The sequence below is a fragment of the Paraburkholderia sp. RL18-101-BIB-B genome (assembly GCF_046026985.1).
Classification (GTDB): domain Bacteria; phylum Pseudomonadota; class Gammaproteobacteria; order Burkholderiales; family Burkholderiaceae; genus Paraburkholderia.
This window is the reverse complement of sequence record NZ_JARESV010000045.1, coordinates 35,432-53,857: the sequence shown is the minus strand read 5'-3', so window position 1 is coordinate 53,857 and position 18,426 is coordinate 35,432. Positions and strand designations below refer to the sequence as shown.

The following is an 18,426-nucleotide window of genomic DNA, read 5'->3' as shown; positions in this document are numbered from 1 at the left end:
TAAATAAAGCGGCAACCGTGCAGAACGGTTGCCGCTTTTTTATTACTGCCGTGAGAGGACTAGCGAGCCGCGTGTGTCGACTTGCGCAACTTCGCCACGTCGTCCGCAGTCACCGCCGGCGCGCCGTTGTTCCACCCGGCTCGCACGAAGGTCAGCACATCGGCGATCTGCTGGTCGTTGAGCACCGGCGCGTACTTCGGCATCGGATACGGCGCGGGAATGCCGCCAATCACCAGGTCCTCGGTGCCGTTCAGCGTCACGTTGATCAGCGACGACGGATCCTTCTCCAGCACGTTCGGATTGCCGGACAAGGGCGCCAGCATCGGTGCGAAGCCGCGTCCGTCGACACCGTGGCAGTGCATGCAATACGCCGTATAGACCCGCGCGCCGGCATCGTTCGCGGGACGGTTCAGCGACACCTTCGTCGCCTGCGGGTCGTACTTATAAGGCGGCGCACCGCTGCCGCCCGCCGGCGGCAGCGACTTCAGATACGTCGACATGGCGGCGATGTCCGTATCGTTCATGCCCTGCGTGCTGTTGTTGATCACGCTGGTCATCGAACCGAACGCCGAGGCATGGCGATTCGCGCCGGTCTTCAGAAACGCCTGCAGGTCCTGATCGTTCCAGCGGCCGAGACCGACGTTCTGCTCGCCGGTGAGGTTCGCCGCGAACCAGCCGTCGAGCAGGCCGCCGGTGAGGAACGCGCTGCCGCTTTCATCGAGCGCCTTCTCCTGGAACGCGATGCCGCGCGGCGTGTGGCACGAACCGCAGTGCCCGAGCCCCTGAATCAGATACGCGCCGCGATTCCAGGCCACGTCCTTGCCCGGCTTGTCCTGATAGACGGCTTTATCCAGGAAGACCATGTTCCAGAACTTCAACGGCCAGCGCATGTTCATCGGCCACTTGATGTCGGGCTCGCGATTTGCCTGCTGCACCGGCGCCACGCCGCTCATGAAATACGCGTACAACGCTTTCATGTCGTCGTCGTTGACCTTGGCGTAAGACGGATACGGCATCGCCGGATAGAGGTTGTGGCCGTCTTTCGCGACGCCTTCGCGCATCGCCCGCGCGAAGTCCTCTTCCGTATAAGCGCCGATGCCGGTCTGCTGGTCGGGCGTGATGTTGGTGGTGTAGATCTGGCCCATCGGCGTGGTCATCGGCAGGCCGCCCGCGAACGGCTTGCCCTTCGGTGCCGTGTGACAGGCGACGCAGTCGCCGACCTTCGCCAGATAAGCGCCGCGTTGGACCAACGCCTGATCCGCTGCCAGCGCCGGAGTCTGCGCCAGGAACGGCAGCGTCACGCACAACGCCGCACCGAAACCCTTCAGAGTGTTTTTCATGTCGGGCTCCGATCAGGCGGTTTGCAGTTGGCTGCCAACCGGCAATTGCCGCAGCCGCTTGCCGGTGGCCGCAAAAATCGCATTGGTCAGCGCGGGCGCGAGCGCCGCCGTGCCGGGTTCGCCGATGCCGCCAGGCGCCTCGCTGCTCTTCACGATATGCACCTCGATCGGCGGCGTCTGATCGATGCGCAGCATCCGGTAGTCGGTGAAGTTGTTCTGCTCGACGCGGCCGTCCTTGATCGTGATCTCGCTGTAGAGCGCCGCCGTGATGCCGAAGATGATGCCGCCCTGCACCTGCGCTTCGATCGTGTTCGGATTGACCACCATGCCGCAATCGACCGCGCACACCACGTGCTTGACCGCCACCTCGCCCTGATCCACCGCGACGTCGACGACGATCGCAAAGAAGCTGCCGAACGCATGCATGACCGACACGCCGCGCCCTTGTCCCTTCGGCAGCGCGCTGCCCCAGTTCGCGGCCTGCGTGGCGACGTTGAGCACGTTCAGCGCACGCGGTGTCTTACCGAGCAGATCCTGACGGTATTTGACGGGATCGACTTTGGCCTGCGCCGCGAGTTCGTCGATGAAACTCTCCACCACGAAGGTGCCGCGCGTCGGTCCCACGCCGCGCCAGAATGCGGTGGGCACCGCGTGCGGCTCCTCGCGAACGTAGTCGATCAACTGGTTGGGCAAGTCGTATGGCAGATCCGAAGCGACTTCGACCGCATCCGGATCGATACCGTTCTTGAAGGCGGGCGGTGCAAAACGCGCCAATATCGACGAACCGACGATCCGATGCTGCCACGCGACCGGTTTGCCGTTCGCGTCGAGCCCGGCCGAAATCTTGTCGTAGTAATACGGGCGGTACATGTCGTGCTGAATGTCTTCTTCGCGCGTCCAGACCACCTTCACCGGCGTCGACACCTGTTTGGCGACCTTCACGGCTTGCGTGACCATGTCGAACTCGAGCCGCCGCCCAAAGCCGCCGCCGATCAAATGGTTGTGCACGACGATCTTGTCGGCGGGCAAGCCAGTGACCGCCGCGGCGGCATCCACCACGCGCGTCGGCACTTGCGAGCCGAGCCAGACATCGCAACCGTCGGGGCGCACGTGCACCGTGCAGTTGATCGGCTCCATGGTGGCGTGCGCAAGAAACGGCTGCTGATACACGGCGTCGACGCGCGTCTTCGCACTGGAGAAAGCATTGCCGACGTCGCCGTCCTTGCGCGCCACCGCGCCGTTGCGTTGCGAGGCGTTGGCGAGATCGTCGACGATCTGCTTCATCGACAGATTCGCGCCCGCACCCTCGTTCCACTTGATGACGAGCGCCTGCACGCCGCGCTTGGCGGCCCACGTGTGGTCGCCGATCACCGCGACCGCGTTGTCGATCTTGATGACCTGGCGCACGCCGGGGATTTTTTTCGCATTGGTGTCGTCGACGCTGGCGAGCGTGCCGCCGAACACCGGGCAGTTCGCAATCGCCGCGTAGACCATGTCGGGCACGCGTACATCGAGGCCGAACATCGCGGTGCCGTCCACTTTCTCCGGTGAATCGAGGCGCTTGACCGCCGTGCCGATCAGCTTGAAGTCCTTCGGGTCCTTGAGCTTGACGTCTTGCGGCGCGGGCAGACCGGCGGCCACGGTCACCAGTTGACCATAGCCGACACTGCGCTTGCTGGCCTCGTGGATCACCTGTCCGGCCTGCGCATGGCAGCTTGCCGGATCGACCTGCCATTGCTGCGCGGCCGCGCTGATCAGCATGGTGCGCGCGGTGGCGCCCGCTTTGCGCATCGGCTCCCACGCATAGCGGATCGAGGTCGAGCCGCCCGTGAGCTGGCCGCCGAGCAGCGGATCCATGAAGAGCTTTTCATTCGGCGGCGCGTGATCGATGGTCACCGCGTCGAGCGGCACTTCGAGTTCTTCGGCGATCAGCATCGGAATCGACGTGTAGACGCCCTGGCCCATCTCGACCTTCGGAATCACGAGCGTGACCTTGCCCGCAGTATCGATCTGGATAACGGCGTTCGGTGCGAAGACGCCGCTTTGCGGTGTTTCGACACCGTCGCCGCCGATCACCGATTTGCCGGCCTTCTGATCCTGGCTCGCGGCCGGCATGCTGAAGCCGAGCAACAGGCCACCGCCTGCCGCCGCGCCTACCGTCACGCCAAATTTCAGAAAGGTGCGTCGTGAAAAGCCACGTGCGGCACGCGCGCCGCTCTGTGCATCGAGCAATCCCTGGGACATGTCATGCCCCCTTTGCGGCGTGCTTGATCGCCGCGCGGATGCGGTTATAGGTCCCACAGCGGCAGATATTGCCGGCCATGGCGGCGTCGATGTCCGCATCGGTAGGATTAGGGTTGCTCGCCAGCAGCGAAGCCGCCGACATCACCTGCCCCGACTGACAGTAGCCGCATTGCACCACGTCCAGTTGACGCCAGGCCTGCTGCACCTTCTGACCGGCCGGCGTGCTGCCCACCGCTTCGATCGTGGTGATCTTGCGGTCGCCAACAGCCGCCGCCGGCAACACGCACGAGCGTACCGCCACGCCATCGAGGTGCACCGTGCAGGCTCCGCATTGCGCGATGCCGCAACCGAACTTCGTGCCGGTCAGACCGACCAGATCGCGTAAGACCCACAGGAGGGGCATGTCGGGCGGCGCGTCGACGGTGTGCGTCTGGCCATTGATATTCAGCGTTGTCATTGAGCGGCTCCGAGTGGGGTTTATTGTTTATCAGGTTGTTTAGGCAGAGACGTCGAACCAAAACGTAAAGACTCGCCGCGTTTATTCGACAAGCCGGACTAATGCGCGCTGCGGCTTTCCAGTCGTTTAAAACGGCGGTGAATGCATGGGCGCGAACGCGCCAATACTGATCGGCGAATTGTAGACGCCCTTTAAAAAGTTCGCCTCGAAGCTGCATGCCGCCAGCCGGCTGGAAGATTCTCGCGGGCGCCGATCGCGTGGCTGAAAGGTGTTTTTAATCGGCGGAAACTATCCGCGCGGCGGTTCGAGCGGCCGGCCTTTATACGATCAGTGAATCTTGTTGAATCAATGCCGGGCGATTTTGTTAGCATGGATCCGGTCTGACTGACTATCCGAAGGAGCAGCACACATGAACGACTCGCAATGCACTCAATTCCTCTCGGACATTCGCCGACCGCTATTGGCGCTGCACAAAGCCATCCTCGATCACGAGCGTGCCGTGTACGAAAAGGAATTCGGCCCGGTCACGCCGGCGGCTTTCCTGCAGGTGCTCATCAACGGTTCGGGGTTCCGCTGGCTCACGCCGCTCTCGACGATCATTGCGAACGTCGACGAAATTCTCGACGATAAGGAAGCCGAAGCCGCCGACCGCACCGCCGCGGCCGAAGCGGTGACCGGGCTCTTCTCGCCCGACCAGCCGAACAATGCTTTCCTGCCGCGCTATCTGCCGCTATTGCAGGCCGATCCGGCGATCCTGCATCAGCATGGCCAGGTGTCGCAGCTGTTGCGCGGGATTGAATCGAAGTAGCCGGTTGCGCGCGGCTTCGTGTGCTCGCGTCGTGCGGGTTCGGGCCGCGCGTTGCTTGCGCGTGGTTTGCGCGTGGTTTGCGATTCGCTGTCGGCATGGTCGCGAGCGCGGCGCGCAGCGTTCATGCGGCCTCGGCTCCCGAATTTCCTCACCATTGAAAAGCGCGCGTTTCGATCGAGCGGGACTCGTCTGCATGACGGCGGCACGGCGGCGGCGTTGACGGATTACCAGGCTTTTTGAATGCGGCCAACGCAACGAGGCCTTATTTCAGGCCAATTTATGCACGATTCGTAAGAGTGTGTGGTGTGCGGTGGATTCGTTTGCCGTTGAAACGAGTGCGCGACCGAGTCAAGGTTGAATTTGCCTGGCTTTGCTGACTAAAACAAAGGTGAGCTTCTGCGGGAGGCATCCTGATGCAGGCTACGAAAAGCCGGTCAGCATGCTTCACAAAGCCCTGCTAAGGTAAGCAGACTTTCTTGCGACGCTCATCGCTATGCAAAACTGGCCGCTCCCCGAAAGCTATACCTTCCGCGATCAAGCCGTGCGCTTCAACGTGAGCGGCAATGGCCCGCCGCTGGTGCTGGTTCACGGCACGCCCTTTTCTTCGTATGTGTGGCACCGCATTGCTCCGCATCTCGCGCAGACGCGCACCGTCTATTACTACGATCTGCTCGGCTATGGACAATCCGAACAGTGCGACGGCCAGGACGTCTCGCTCGGCGTGCAGAATGGTTTGCTGGCGGAATTGCTCGCGCATTGGCAACTGGAAAGCCCGGATGTCATCGCGCACGATTTCGGCGGCGCGACTTCATTGCGCGCCCATCTGATCGACGGCTGCGACTATCGCAGCCTCACGCTGATCGATCCGGTGGCGGTCGCGCCGTGGGGTTCGCCGTTCGTGCGGCATGTGCGCGAACACGGTGACGCGTTTGCCGGACTGCCGTCCTACATCCACGAGGCGGTGGTGAAGGCGTACGTGCGCGGCGCGATCGCGCGCGAGATTCCGGATGACGAACTCGCGCCCTATGTGACGCCCTGGCTCGGCGCAACGGGTCAAGCCGCGTTTTACCGGCAGATCGCGCAAATGGATCAGCGCTACACCGACGAGGTCGAGGCGCGCTACCCGCAGCTACGCTGTCCGGTGCAGATTCTGTGGGGCGAAGAGGACCAGTGGATTCCACTGGCGCGCGGCCGTCAACTGGCCGCGGCCATACCGGAAGCGCGCTTTCAGTCGGTGCCGAAAGCCGGCCACCTGATGCAGGAAGACGCGCCGGAAGCGATCGTTGCCGCGGCGCTGCTGTGGCTGGATTGAGGTCGCGCGCCTAGCCGCGTCCGTGCGGCAGGTACGGCATGGGATCGATCGGCTTGCCGTCGCGGCGCAATTCGAAGCCCACGGAAACGCGCGAATTGTTTTCGTCGCCCATCTCGGCGATCTGCTGTCCTTGCACGACAATGTCGCCGGTTTTGACCAGCAGCTTGCGGTTGTGCGAGTAGGCGGTCAGAAAGTCCTTGTTGTGCTGGACGATGATGAGGCTGCCGTAGCTGTTCAGGCCCGTGCCGGCGTACATCACCTTGCCGTCGGCCGCGGCCCGCACCGGATCGCCCGGCTTGCCGCCGATTTCGATGCCACGCGTTTCGCCCGGCTGGAATCCTTCGACCACGCGCCCGCCCGCCGGCCAGGCTAGTGATACGCCGTTCGCGTGCCGCGCGGTTTGCTGCGCGACTTCGCGTGCTTCAGCGGCACTAAGCGTCGGCGACTGCACGGCCTGGGCGGACTGCGACGTTGACTGCGTCGCACCCGACGTGGTGCTCGGCGCCGTCGCTTGCTGCGCCGCAACCGAAGTCGCCGGCGTGGACGCCGCGGCGGCCTTCGCTGCCGCATTAGCCGCGTTCACCGCCCGCACCGTTTCCGGCGACGCGACGTGCAAGACCTGTCCCGACTTCAAGTGCGAGGACGCCTTCAATCCATTCCAGGCCTGCAACTGCTTCACGCTGCAATGATGATGCTGCGCGACGCGCGCCAAGGTGTCGCCACGTTTGACGCGATACACCAGTGGCGGCGATTTCTTGAGCAGCGCGCTCTGCTCGGGGGTGATCGCGGGCGGCGCGGCCGCCGTCGCATCGGCTGCCGGCGCGCTTGCCGCCGGCACGCTGGACGCAGCCGCCGCGGCTGTCTGCGCGTCCTGCTGGCCCACATTCGCACAACCGCTGACCGCCAGCGCGACCCATACGCCAGCGAGACTGGCCATCTTTGTTCTGTCGAAGCGCTTTCCCATCTTGTTCGACTCCTGCCTCGTTCATTGGCGAGCCGGATGCCGCCTTGTCGCGTGCGATGCGCGCGCCCGAACGGCGCGCTGCTTTCCCCTGCGACACGGCAAAGCCGCCTCGTGCGGCGCTCACCCATGCCCTGCCGACCAACCCAACCCTCGCCTTCACAAGCTGCCGGATGCCCGGGACGCGTACATGCCGCCCGCCAAAACAGCCCATCGTCCGCGAAAAGGGCCAGACTGCCGATTAAAATTCAAGCGGAATTGTAAAGTGCGTTTTATAAAAAACGCGCCAACCCACATACTTTGATACAAACCTTACGCACAGTATTGCGGACATCGTTGCGCGTGCAACGTGTACGGCGGCGCGTGCCCGTCAGGCATCCGCGTGGCCGCCGCAAGTTCGTCATTACCTGACCGCGTTTCATGCGCCGATGGCGGATCAGGCTGCGCATCTGCAAGCCATGCAGGACGCACGCACGCCGAAGCCCAGGCAAGCGCACGATAACGTTTGCATTAACGGCAGAATGGCGTCAAAACTTGAATTGCCAGCGGCGGCGGTAGGCGTCAAGGAGGATCGTGTCGGCGCGCGGACGGCCCGGCGTCCGTCCGGCTCGATGGAACGAGGCTAGCTGTAGTACTGCCCCTGGTACTTCACGTAGCCGATCGGATGATGCGTGAAGTGCAGCACCGGCAGAACGGGATTGCGATTGTCTTCGGTGGGATAGGCGCTGGCGTCGGGGATGTATTCGCCTTGCGCTTCGATTGGCTGCCCTGCCTGCAAATTGGGGATCTCGTGCGCGAGGCCCTCGTTGTCGCCGAAACGCACGGCGACGAAGACCTCGGTGCCCACCAGTTTTTCCGTACCGCCTTCGAACTTCACGACCGTGTCGATCTTGATGACGAAGTGCTGGTGATTGGCGCCGTTGTGATTCTCCGGGCTGGCGAACACCTTGCTGATCGTGCCTTGCACACAGGCCAGCGGCGCGCCCAGCGAATAGACGTAACTATGATGAGGAAGGATCTGCGTCGCGCGATTGTTCATGAAGTCTCCGTGAAAGGAATCTGTCTTGCCTACGGCGAAACGTAAGGAGCGCCGCAAGCCGGCAGCGGCGCGATACCATTTGAGCGGACCGCAGCGCGCGAGTTCATTGCGCGCCGTTCACAGGAGACATCATGACTGAGCCTGCGCAGGCGCAAATCATCAGCGTCCACATCGCGCGTGACTGGCGCGAGGTTTACGCTTTCACATTGGAGCCGGCGGCATTTCCCGAATGGGCATCAGGATTGGGCCGGCCCTTGGGCCATGACGGTGCGACATGGCGTTTCGAAGGCAGCGAAGGCACGACGACCGTGCGCTTTTCCGCGCCGAACGAGTATGGCGTGCTCGACCATTACGTTCTCTTGCCGGACGGCAGCGAGATCTACATACCGCTGCGGGTGATCGCGAACGGCAGCGGCTGCGATGTGCAATTCACACTGTTTCGCGTGCCCGGCATGACGGACGGGAAATTTGCCGCTGACGCGCAATGGGTCGAACGGGATTTGGGCAAGCTGAAGGCGTTGGTCGAAGGGCGCGATTGACGAAAGTGCGTGCGCGGCCTTGACGGTTTTTGTCCACGCTGCTGCTTGCGCATGACCCTCACGCGTAAAAAAACCGGCGCCCTTAACGAAAGAGCACCGGTTTCTTTGAACGCTTCCTGGCGCCTGATATCAAGCGCCAGAAGTGCGGCTACGGTTCAGCGCAGCGCTTTCACCGCATCCGCCGTCACATCTGCAGGCTGGCCGCCCCACCTCGCGCGCAAATAATTGGCGAGCTGCGCGAGTTCCGCGTCGTTGAGTTGCGTGGCGAAGCCCGGCATATCCTGCATCCGTTCGAGGCCCGGAAAATCCTGCGCGCCGATGCCGTCGAGCATCGCCACGATCAGATTGTGGGCATCGCTTTGACGCAGCGTCGAGTTGCCGTGCATCGGCACGGCGACATGCGGCTTGCCTTCGCCGTTCAGACCATGACAGCCCGCACACACGGCGAGATACACGTTGCGCCCTGCTTCGAGCTGAGCGGCATCCGCGGAAACCGACTGCAGCGGTTGCGGCGCGGGCGCCTGGTCGCCGAGCAGATAGGTCGACATGGCGCGCAAGTCGTCGTGCGTCAGGTACTGGCTGCTCAGATGCACCACCGGATACATCTCGCCGAATGCCGAGCCCTGCGGCGCGATGCCGGTGGCGAAGAACGTCTGCAGGTCGGCCGCACTCCAGCCGCGCGCCGCGAGACCGTGCGGCGTGATATCCGGCGCCGCGATCCGGCCGAGTGCCGCGCCGGTCAGCGGCTTCGCGCCGTCGAGCTGGCCGAACGTGCCGCGCGGCGTGTGACACTCGGCGCAATGGCCGAGCGCGCTCGCCAGATAGCGGCCGCGATTCCACTCCGCCGTGCGTCCAGTCGATGCATCCGGCAACGCGTCCTTCAGGAACACCCAGTTCCAGAAACGCACGCCGAATCGCATGTTGAACGGGAACGACAGCTCGGGCTCGTGATTCGCCACCGCGGCCGGCTTCTGCGCCATCAGGTACGCGTAGATCGCATCGCTGTCCGCGCGCGACAACTGACGGTACGACGTGTACGGCATCGCCGGATAAAGCTGCTTGTCCGGCGTGACGCCGTCATGCAACGCCTTGTACAGATCGTCCGCGCTCCAGTTGCCGATGCCGTGGTCCTTATCCGGCGTGATGTTGGTGCCATAGAAGGTGCCGAACGGCGAAGCCAGCTTCACGCCGCCGGCGAACGGCGCGCCGTCTGCCGTGGTGTGGCAGGCAGCGCAATCGGCGGCCTTGACGAGGTAGCGGCCGCGCGCGAGCGGATCGGCGGCGGTGGATTGCGGTCCCAATGCGGCGGCCGCGGCCAGCGCGCCGGAGTCGTCGTGCTTGCCGCAAGCGCTCAGCGCGAGCGTCGTACCGAGCAGCAGCAGCGCGCGGCGCAAGGTGATCGGTCGGCTCATCATGCGGCGTCCTTTACGAGACCAGGCGTCGTCAGCACGACTTCCTTCACGGCTTCGTAATAGCGCACGTAGCCCGTACAGCGGCAGATGTGATCGTTCAGCGCTTCCGTAATCGTGGCCTCGACCTTGTCTTTGGCAACCGGCTCACGCTTCAGGCGTTCGATCAACACGGTCGCCGCATTGACGAAGCCCGGCGTGCAGTAGCCACACTGAAAACTGAAGTGCTCGAGAAACTTCTGCTGGATCGGCGACAGTTCGACGACCTCGCCCGCTTCGTTGCGCTTCGCGTGGCCTTCGATCGTGCGAATGGATTTGCCGTGGAAAAAATTCGCGCCGGTGATGCAGGTGCGCACTTCTTCGCTCGTGCCGTCCGGTTTGTCGACGATCACCACGCACGCGTGGCAGATGCCCTGGCCGCAGCCGAGGCGCGAGCCCGTCAGGTGCAGGTACTCGTGCAGGTAGTCGATCATCATCAGCCCGGCGGGCACATCGGTCGGACCGACGATCTCGCCGTTGACCTTGATCGACAGCGGCATCGAACGGAAGTGCGTCAGCGGACGCTCGACCACGGCGGGAGCAGGCGCGCTCGCGGCGTCGGCGGCCGAAGCCACGGAAGCGCCACTCGCGGGAGCCGCGCCGAATGCAGCGGAAGCGCCACTTGCAGCGGCAGTACTCACCGCGCCGCTAGCGACAGCTGCGTTGGTTTGATTGGGGGCCGTCATGCGAGCACCTCCTGAATACGTTGCGGGGTGACCGGCAGGTCGGTAAAACGATGTCCGATCGCATGCGCGATGCCGTTCACGATGGCGCCGACCACCGGAATCATCACCACTTCGGCGATGCCCTTCGGTGGATCGGTCTCGGTCAGCGGCGGCAGCACTTCGTCGGTCTGGGTCCAGACGGCAACGTCCGTCGCGCGCGGCAAGTGGTAACGATTGAAGTTCCACGTGCCGTTGCCGGGACCGTCTTCGTAGAGCGGCAGATATTCGTGCAGCGCGTGGCCGATGCCCATCGCCAGACCGCCCTGCAACTGGCCGGACACGAGTTGCGGCGAGATCTGATTGCCGCACTCCATGATCGAGTGATGCGCGAGCAGATCGACCTTGCCGCTCGCTTCATGCACCGACAGTTCGACCAGCGTGCCGACCGCGCTGTAGTACGTGACGGCCGCGTTGTTGCGCTGGACCGGCGGAATGAACACACGCTGGCGGTCCAGCACGCGGTAGCGATTCGCCGTGGTCTGCATCTTCTGCTTGTCGGCCGACGCGTTGTCGCCATAGCGCACAGCGAGCCCGTCGAGCGGCCAACGCTCGACGCTGCCGTCGATCTCGAAGTCCGCTTCGGTCCACTGCCAGCGGTTGAACACGTGCACGGTCGCGCCGGTCACGAGGCCGAGTTCGTGCGCCTTCTTCGCGAGCTGTTCGAACGACAACGCTTCGAGGCCGGCCGCGGAGAGCTTGCCGTCGACCCAGCGGGCGTCTTCGATACGCACCACCAGCGGCGCGGCCTGACCGCCGCCGCTGCCCTGGCTCCAGATCGACATCGCCGCGGGCCACAGGCCATGCGCGAACACCACGCGCGCCGCTTCACGCGTGCTGTGCGTGAAGTAGTAAGCGGAATTCGTCGCGCTCGACGGCGATGCGTAGCCCGGCGACCAGCGCGGATTGGCCGCGAGCTTGTCCTGATCGGCTTGCGACATCATGTACGGATCGCCGCTCGTGACGACCGGCAGATCGGGCCAGTCGGTGATGGCGACATGCACGTCGGTGGCCGGCTTGCCGAGCCACTTCGCCACCGCGACGGCCTGCGAGGTCGACATGCCGGTGCCGATTTCGGCCGCCGTGTGTTGCAGGCTGATCTTGCCATCGGCGCTGAACTCGACCTTCGCGAACGAAGTCTCCGCGCCGGTGCCGAAGTCCTTCTGCACACAGGCGAAACCGACGCCGTAGCGCTTGCCCGGATGCGCCGCTTCGAACTCGGCCTTGCGCTTCGCGCGGTTCAGCCACAGCGGATGCACCTTCGCTTTGTTCAACACATCGTCGACGCGAATCGCGCCGGCCGGCACCGCGCCTTGTGTGTTCTTCATGCCGGAACGCAATGCGTTCTTCAGGCGGAACTCGATCGGATCGAGTTCGAGCCGCGCGGCGATTTCATCGACCATCATCTCGGTCGCGGCCATGCTCTGCAGCGTGCCGTAGCCACGTGCTGAACCGGCGTCGATCGCGCGCGTTGCGAGCGCCACCGCCGACAGATCGTTCTTCGGGAAGTAGTAGATCGACTGCGCGGCGGTCGCGCCCACCATCGCCACCGACGGCGAGAAGTTGCAGCGTCCGCCGCCGTTCGCTTCCATCTCCGCCTTGAACGATTGCAGCAAACCGGACTTCCTGTCGACGGCGATGCGGTAGTTCATCTTGAACGCATGGCGCTTCAACGAGGTCTGGAACTGCTCGTAGCGATCGTTGGCGAGGCGCACGGGACGGCCATCGGCATACATCGCGCAGACGAGGCCGTAGAACGGCACGTTGAAGTGATCCTTGGAACCGTAGCCCACCGTGTAGCACGGGTAAGTGAACAGGTGCTTCACCGGGAACGCGCACTTCGCGACCATGCCGGCCGCGCTGTCGGCGACCTCGGACGGCGCCTGGGTCGGCACGACCATGTGAAGCGATTGCGTCGCCGCGTCGTACCAGCAGTTCGCGTTGTCGGGCTCGAGCGCGGCCGTGTCGATGGACTGCGTGTTGTACTCGCGCTCCATCACCAGCCAGTCCGCCGACGGCTGATCCAATTCCTGCTGGATCCGCGCGGCGTGGAACATGCCCTGCTCGTCGAGCTTGCCGTGCTCGCCGCCGTCCGGCCACACCGCCTGGTGCTTGCGCATCATGCTCGGAAACACCGGCGCGTCTTTCAGACTGGAGAAGGTGTCGTCGTCGTACGGGGTCTTGCCGCCGACGCGCACGAAGCGGAACGTGCCCCACGGATCACGTTCGAGCGCGCCGGTTTGCGCGCCGTAACGGATGATCTGATCCTGGAACTTCAGCTTATCTTTCGCGAAGCGGAAGCGCGCGAAGTCGTGATAGATCAGGATCGCCACCGCCTGGCCGAGATACGCGGGCGTCTTGCCCGGCGGCAGCAGCATGTCGTCGCCATAGAAGGCCGGGAAGATCAGGCCGTCGCGCGCCAGATCGGCGGCGGTGATCACCCGGTCGGGCTTCAGGTCGTCGGCGAGCAGCGTGAGGTCGAAGCCTTCGTAGCTGCGGTCGGCTTGCGTCGTGCGCAGAATGAAAGCGTGCGACTGCTGCTGCGGCCAGTGCGGCATGTCGGCGGCGCGGATGTCGCGGGCGAACACTTTCGAGCCGGTTACCTTGGCAATGCCGTCGATGCGGAACTTTGCCTGACCGTTGGCCGCATCCCACTGCACCGGCGTCAGGATTTTTTCTTCGAACAACGCAGCGAATGCGCGGCTGCCCATCGGCGCGATATACACCGACACACCCGCCAACACGCTGGCCTTCAGAAAACTACGACGCGAAAGGTCGAGTTTCCCCATGGACTTCTCCTTTAGTGAATACGGCGGCAATACGGGCCATCAAGGCCTTTCCTTCCCGGCGTCAGGAAGACACGTGCCGTCACGCGCGCGCGGCCGCGTGCGTGCTGGCACGCGACGAACCTGCGCAGGACGGCTATCACCACGAGGGAGGTGTTCGAACCGCGGACGCTATTTAACGCCCGGGCGTACCGGCGACCTGCGACGACCGTCACTTCGGTCGTGCCGCAGTCGATCTGATTGACCTTGAACTACCGTGAGTTGCCTTGTCCTCGCCCCACAGAGGGCAAGGGGCGGGATTATCGCGCTGATTTGCCGCGGGGCGTCAAATTTTGCGCCCTATCTCGCAAATAACGGATCTCGTATGGTCCGCTATATTCGCGGGTTTACAGCGGTTTCTGGCGGTTTTTCTACTTTTTAATCAGCATGCCCAACTATGCCCGCACGATTGTGATACCCAACGCCTCGAACGGCGCGGTCAACGCCTCGTCCGTATTCCGTTCGACGACGATCGTGCTCGCCGCCGTCACATCAGCGATCTTGTACGGCGAGGCCGCATTGAGTTTTTCCGCCGACGCCAGCACCACCGTCTCCGCCGCGTGTTCCGCGAACGCGCGTTTCACGTAGGCCTCTTCCCTATCGCCGGTACTCAGGCCTGCTTGCGGATGCACGCCGGTCACGCCCATGAAATACAGATCCGCGCGAATGTGGCTGAGCGCTTCGATTGCCGCGGCGCCGACGTTGACCATCGAATGCCGAAACAGGCGGCCGCCGATCATCACGACTTCCAACTCGGCATGCTCCGCGAGTTCGACGGCGATGCTCGGGCTATGGGTGACGATCGTCGCCCGCAAGTCACGCGGCAGATGACGCGCGAGTTGCACCGCGGTCGTGCCGCCGTCGACGAACGCAATCTGGCCACGCACGATCATGCCCGCGGCCGCCCGGCCGATCGCCGCCTTCGACGCCGACTCGATACGCTCGCGCCCGGCAAAGTCCGCCGCCGCCGGCGACGCCGGCAGTGCGCCGCCATGCACGCGCTGTAGCTGGCCCTCGGCTGCGAGCTCACGCAGATCGCGGCGAATCGTGTCCTCGGAGACGTCGAATTCGGCGCTCAAGGTTTTGGCGACCACTTGCCCGTTACGCTTGAGCGCATCGAGTATCAGTTGCTTTCTTTGCGATGTGAGCACGGCGGCGGTCCTTAGCAAGTCTTATCGACTTGCACGAAATTACTTGTTTTTGCACGATATCGCACGATACCATGATTCGCATGCGGAGCGAACCGCGTTTCCCTACAGGACAGGATGCGAGCCATGAACGAAATCGCCGAACGGGTCAGGATTGTCGACGTCGAGGTGCTGTCGGACGACTGGTACGTGCTGAAAAAAACCACCTTCGACTTCCAGCGCGCCGACGGCAGTTGGCAACGCCAGAGCCGCGAAACTTACGACCGCGGCAACGGCGCGACGCTGCTGCTCTACGAACCGCACCGGCGCACGGTCGTGCTAACGCGGCAATTCCGCTTGCCGGCGTTCGTCAACGGTCATCACGGCATGCTGATCGAGACGCCGGCCGGGCTGCTGGAGACCGCGTCGCCGGAGGAACGGATTCGCGCGGAAGTCGAGGAAGAAACCGGCTACCGGGTGCGCGACGTCCGCAAGGTATTCGAGGCCTTCATGAGCCCGGGTTCGGTCACGGAGAAACTGCACTTTTTCGTTGCTGAATACGATGCGGTGGCGAAAGTCGGCGCGGGCGGCGGCCTCCCCGACGAAGGTGAAGATATCGAGGTGCTGGAGTTCCCGGTGGACGAAGCGCTGGCGATGATCGAGCGCGGAGAAATCGTCGACGGAAAGACCATCATGCTGTTGCAGTACGCCCAACTGAATCTGTTCGGCACGTAGTTCGAACGTGGCGAGTTTCCGCGCTTTTCGGAATCATCCTACCCGGCATTAGGAAAAGGACGATAGGTTGAACACGGCAGTAAAAATATTCTTACGCATCCGTGTGAGATTGACCGGCGCCGCAGTCAAGGCGACGCCGGTTTATCGAATGGAAAACCCTTTCCGTCAGAATATTTTTAATTCGCCGCCTTTATCAAGGCTGCGGGTAAAGCCGAGGTTCAAATGGATTCTCTCAGTTCCGCAAACCGATTCATGAACGGTTTTTTCTTCGGCACCCTGATTGCCGCCGTCATCATGGTGCTCCTGTGCAATGCAGGCGAATTTTCGCCGTTTATGGCCAAACTGCATGCACTCGAACAGGTTACGATGACCGCGCTGATTTCCATCGTGATCGTCGACGCGAAACCATTGGCCTATAAAACCGTCTGGCGCGAGCGCCGCTGCAGCTTCGTCCTCGACGAGGACATCAACGCCACCCTTCGCGGCCGGACGTTCGGTATTCCGTTTGGCGTTATCGTCGGCATTCTGTTTCAGAATTACGTGATGAATTGAGCGCTAATCCGTTTTAATACGCCGCTCGATATTCATAGTCTGAAATTCGCGCGCCTTGTGATAATCCCTTATCCAAGGCGCGCGATTCGTTTACGTCTTTCCTTTTCCCAATAGCCGATCAGCCGATCAATGCCCGCTGCGTTCGCTGTCGAGATGCGCCATCTGCACCTCGTTGTAGCGCGAACCCGCCACGGCTTCAGGCGGAATCGCAGCTTCGATGCGCGCCAACTCGTCGGCGCTCAGGCGCAACTCGGTCGCCGCGAGCGCGTCCGTCAACTGGCTGCGGCGCCGCGCGCCGACCAGCGGCACGATGTCGTCGCCGCGTGACAAGGCCCATGCGATCGCCAGTTGCGCCGGATTCGTGCCGCGCGCGTCGGCGATAGCGCGCAGAGTTTCGACCAGCGCCAGATTGCGCTCGAGGTTCTCGCCCTGAAAGCGCGGGCTCACGCTGCGGAAATCCTTCTGCGCGCCACGCTCCTTCGACCACGTGCCGCTCAGCAAACCCCGCGACAACACGCCATACGCGGTGATGCCGATGCCGAGTTCACGGCACACCGGCAAAATCTCGGCCTCGATTCCACGCGACATCAGCGAGTATTCGATTTGCAGATCGGCAATCGGCGCGACGGCCCGCGCCCGGCGCAGCGTGTGCGCGCCGACTTCCGACAAGCCGATCTGGCGCACGTAGCCTTCCTTGACCAGATCGGCAATGGCGCCGACGGTCTCTTCGACCGGCACCGCCGGGTCGAGTCGCGCGGGGCGGTAAACGTCGATATAGTCGGTGCCGAGCCGCCGCAGCGTATACGCGAGGAAATTGCGCACCGCCGCCGGCCGCGCGTCGAAGCCGATCCAGCCGCCGGCCGGATCACGCATCCCGCCGAATTTCACGCTGACCACCACGTTCTCGCGCTGGCGCCCTTGCAGCGCGTCGCGGATCAGCATTTCGTTGTGACCCATGCGGTAGAAGTCGCCGGTGTCGAGCAGCGTGATGCCGGCGTCGAGCGCCGCGTGAATCGTGGCGATGCCTTCCTCGCGGTCGGCCGGGCCATACAGATCGGACATGCCCATGCAGCCGAGGCCGATGGCGGAAACTCGCGGGCCTTGCTGGCCCAGTTGACGTGTATTCATTGCGTGCATTCCCGAAGTCGTTTGATCACGTTTAGGATGACGGCGAACCGGCCTGCGTGAAGCCGCGTTTGAAGCCGGATCCGCCACGCCTGAGCGGCATTCTGCGCCCGAGCCGACAAGCGATAAAGGCGCGGCGTTCGATCAGATTGGTCGAAAACGGTTAACAATCAGGGTGATGGAAAGCCACCCGAACCCGGTCCGGCTGGGTCTCAGACGGAGAGCGTCGTCGATGGATCACTTGCAAGCCATGAGAGTCTTCGCGCGCGTCGCGCAACTCGGCAGTTTCACCAAAGCCGCCGAGCAGATGCAACTGCCGCGCCCCACCGTCAGTAACGCGATCCAGTACCTGGAAAGCCATCTGCGCGTGCGGCTGCTTCAGCGCACCACGCGGCGCGTCGCGCTCACGCCCGAAGGCGCCGCCTATCACGAACGCTGCGTCCAGGTGCTGGCCGAGATCGACGACGCCGAGGCGCTGTTCGCCGACGTCGCCAGCGGCCCGCGCGGCGTCATCCGCGTCGACCTGCCGGAGCGCTTGGCGCTGCACGTTGTGATCCCCGCGCTGCCGGAATTCTTCGCGCGTTATCCGGACATTCGCGTCGTGCTGAGCGCGACCGATCGCATGATCGATCTGATCGAGGACGGCGTGGATTGCGCGGTGCGGGTCGGCAGCATGGGCGACACGACGCTGGTCGCGCGGCGCATCGGCGTGTTCGAGCAGGTCAATTGCGCGTCGCGCGGGTACATCGAGAAATACGGCCTGCCGCGCACGCCCGCCGATCTGGACGACCATGTCGCGGTCGGCTTTTTCTCCAGCCGCAGCGGGCGCGATCTCGACTGGGAGTATCAGGAGCAAGGCGAACTGAAGACGGTCGCGATGCGCAGCGCCGTCTCGGTCAACAGCGCGCATGCCTATATAGGTTGTTGTCTCGCCGGGCTCGGCATGATTCAGGGGCCGGTCGGCAGCGTGGACGCGCCGCTGTTCGCAAGCGGCGAACTCGTCGAAGTGCTGAAGGACTGGAAGGCGCCGCCGCTGCCGGTGTCGGTGGTGTTTCCGCACGGCCGGCATCTGGCGCCGCGGGTGCGGATTTTTGTCGACTGGGTAGCGGAGTTGATCGGCACAAAGACGCCCGCTGTGGCGGCGCCTAAACACAAACGGCCGCGCGGCGCGGCCAGGTAAAGTTAGGCGAGT

Annotated in this window: 16 protein-coding genes; 6 read left to right on the top strand and 10 right to left on the bottom strand. The window is 63.6% G+C overall.

What is annotated here, in order from left to right; all coding sequences use genetic code 11:
- Nucleotides 1–59: 59 nt before the first annotated feature.
- Genes P0D73_RS37005 through P0D73_RS36995 form a run of 3 tightly spaced genes read right to left on the bottom strand, consistent with a single transcriptional unit; the run spans nucleotide 60 to nucleotide 4,041 of the window.
- Nucleotides 60–1,340 (bottom strand): c-type cytochrome, encoded by a 1,281-nt coding sequence (locus P0D73_RS37005; RefSeq protein WP_408314109.1) that lies wholly within the window; start codon nucleotides 1,338–1,340, stop codon nucleotides 60–62.
- A 12-nt stretch (nucleotides 1,341–1,352) separates the two neighbouring features.
- Nucleotides 1,353–3,584: a xanthine dehydrogenase family protein molybdopterin-binding subunit gene (locus P0D73_RS37000; protein ID WP_408435118.1), complete on the bottom strand. Its 2,232-nt coding sequence runs from the start codon at nucleotides 3,582–3,584 to the stop codon at nucleotides 1,353–1,355.
- A 1-nt stretch (nucleotide 3,585) separates the two neighbouring features.
- A complete protein-coding gene (locus tag P0D73_RS36995; RefSeq protein WP_408252169.1) occupies nucleotides 3,586–4,041 on the bottom strand; it encodes a (2Fe-2S)-binding protein in 456 nt (151 codons plus the stop codon).
- 409 nt (nucleotides 4,042–4,450) lie between these two features.
- Between P0D73_RS36995 and P0D73_RS36990 the strand changes: the two genes are divergently transcribed.
- On the top strand, nucleotides 4,451–4,849 hold the full coding sequence (locus tag P0D73_RS36990; protein WP_132383021.1) for a hypothetical protein: 399 nt from the start codon (nucleotides 4,451–4,453) through the stop codon (nucleotides 4,847–4,849).
- Nucleotides 4,850–5,342: 493 nt separating this feature from the next.
- A complete protein-coding gene (locus P0D73_RS36985) occupies nucleotides 5,343–6,161 on the top strand; it encodes an alpha/beta fold hydrolase (protein ID WP_408285950.1) in 819 nt (272 codons plus the stop codon).
- A gap of 10 nt (nucleotides 6,162–6,171) precedes the next feature.
- On the opposite strand, the gene P0D73_RS36980 is transcribed toward P0D73_RS36985, so the two are convergent.
- Together P0D73_RS36980 and P0D73_RS36975 are read right to left on the bottom strand one after the other, a co-directional pair.
- Nucleotides 6,172–7,125, bottom strand: a complete 954-nt coding sequence (locus P0D73_RS36980; protein WP_408178351.1) for a peptidoglycan DD-metalloendopeptidase family protein — start codon at nucleotides 7,123–7,125, stop codon at nucleotides 6,172–6,174.
- Nucleotides 7,126–7,744: 619 nt separating this feature from the next.
- Entirely contained in the window at nucleotides 7,745–8,161 is a 417-nt protein-coding gene (locus P0D73_RS36975; RefSeq protein ID WP_408178352.1) for a hypothetical protein, read from the bottom strand.
- 131 nt (nucleotides 8,162–8,292) lie between these two features.
- Between P0D73_RS36975 and P0D73_RS36970 the strand changes: the two genes are divergently transcribed.
- Entirely contained in the window at nucleotides 8,293–8,700 is a 408-nt protein-coding gene (locus tag P0D73_RS36970) for an SRPBCC family protein (RefSeq protein WP_408435116.1), read from the top strand.
- Between the two features lie 155 nt (nucleotides 8,701–8,855).
- Here the strand turns inward: P0D73_RS36970 and P0D73_RS36965 are convergent, their stop codons facing one another.
- The 4 genes from P0D73_RS36965 to P0D73_RS36950 all read right to left on the bottom strand — a co-directional run bounded on the left by P0D73_RS36965 (nucleotide 8,856) and on the right by P0D73_RS36950 (nucleotide 14,846).
- Complete coding sequence (locus tag P0D73_RS36965; RefSeq protein ID WP_408435114.1) at nucleotides 8,856–10,115, bottom strand: c-type cytochrome; 1,260 nt, start codon at nucleotides 10,113–10,115, stop codon at nucleotides 8,856–8,858.
- Nucleotides 10,112–10,834: a (2Fe-2S)-binding protein gene (locus tag P0D73_RS36960; RefSeq protein ID WP_408178355.1), complete on the bottom strand. Its 723-nt coding sequence runs from the start codon at nucleotides 10,832–10,834 to the stop codon at nucleotides 10,112–10,114. The genes P0D73_RS36965 and P0D73_RS36960 overlap by 4 nt, the downstream gene beginning before the upstream one ends.
- The gene (locus P0D73_RS36955; protein ID WP_408435112.1) at nucleotides 10,831–13,659 is read right to left on the bottom strand and encodes a xanthine dehydrogenase family protein molybdopterin-binding subunit; all 2,829 of its coding nucleotides are present in this window, start codon (nucleotides 13,657–13,659) and stop codon (nucleotides 10,831–10,833) included. The genes P0D73_RS36960 and P0D73_RS36955 overlap by 4 nt, the downstream gene beginning before the upstream one ends.
- Before the next feature lie 431 nt (nucleotides 13,660–14,090).
- Nucleotides 14,091–14,846, bottom strand: coding sequence for a DeoR/GlpR family DNA-binding transcription regulator (locus P0D73_RS36950; RefSeq protein ID WP_408178357.1), 756 nt, complete (start codon nucleotides 14,844–14,846; stop codon nucleotides 14,091–14,093).
- Between the two features lie 123 nt (nucleotides 14,847–14,969).
- Between P0D73_RS36950 and P0D73_RS36945 the strand changes: the two genes are divergently transcribed.
- Together P0D73_RS36945 and P0D73_RS36940 are read left to right on the top strand one after the other, a co-directional pair.
- Nucleotides 14,970–15,557, top strand: coding sequence for an NUDIX domain-containing protein (locus P0D73_RS36945; RefSeq protein WP_408435110.1), 588 nt, complete (start codon nucleotides 14,970–14,972; stop codon nucleotides 15,555–15,557).
- Between the two features lie 222 nt (nucleotides 15,558–15,779).
- Entirely contained in the window at nucleotides 15,780–16,109 is a 330-nt protein-coding gene (locus P0D73_RS36940; protein WP_342960527.1) for a hypothetical protein, read from the top strand.
- Between the two features lie 126 nt (nucleotides 16,110–16,235).
- Here P0D73_RS36940 and P0D73_RS36935 read toward each other — a convergent pair whose 3' ends face one another.
- Nucleotides 16,236–17,237, bottom strand: coding sequence for an aldo/keto reductase (locus P0D73_RS36935; protein ID WP_408435108.1), 1,002 nt, complete (start codon nucleotides 17,235–17,237; stop codon nucleotides 16,236–16,238).
- A gap of 229 nt (nucleotides 17,238–17,466) precedes the next feature.
- Between P0D73_RS36935 and P0D73_RS36930 the strand changes: the two genes are divergently transcribed.
- Nucleotides 17,467–18,414 carry a LysR family transcriptional regulator gene (locus tag P0D73_RS36930; protein ID WP_408435106.1) on the top strand — a complete coding sequence of 316 codons (948 nt, stop codon included), beginning with the start codon at nucleotides 17,467–17,469 and terminating at the stop codon, nucleotides 18,412–18,414.
- Nucleotides 18,415–18,426: the final 12 nt, after the last annotated feature.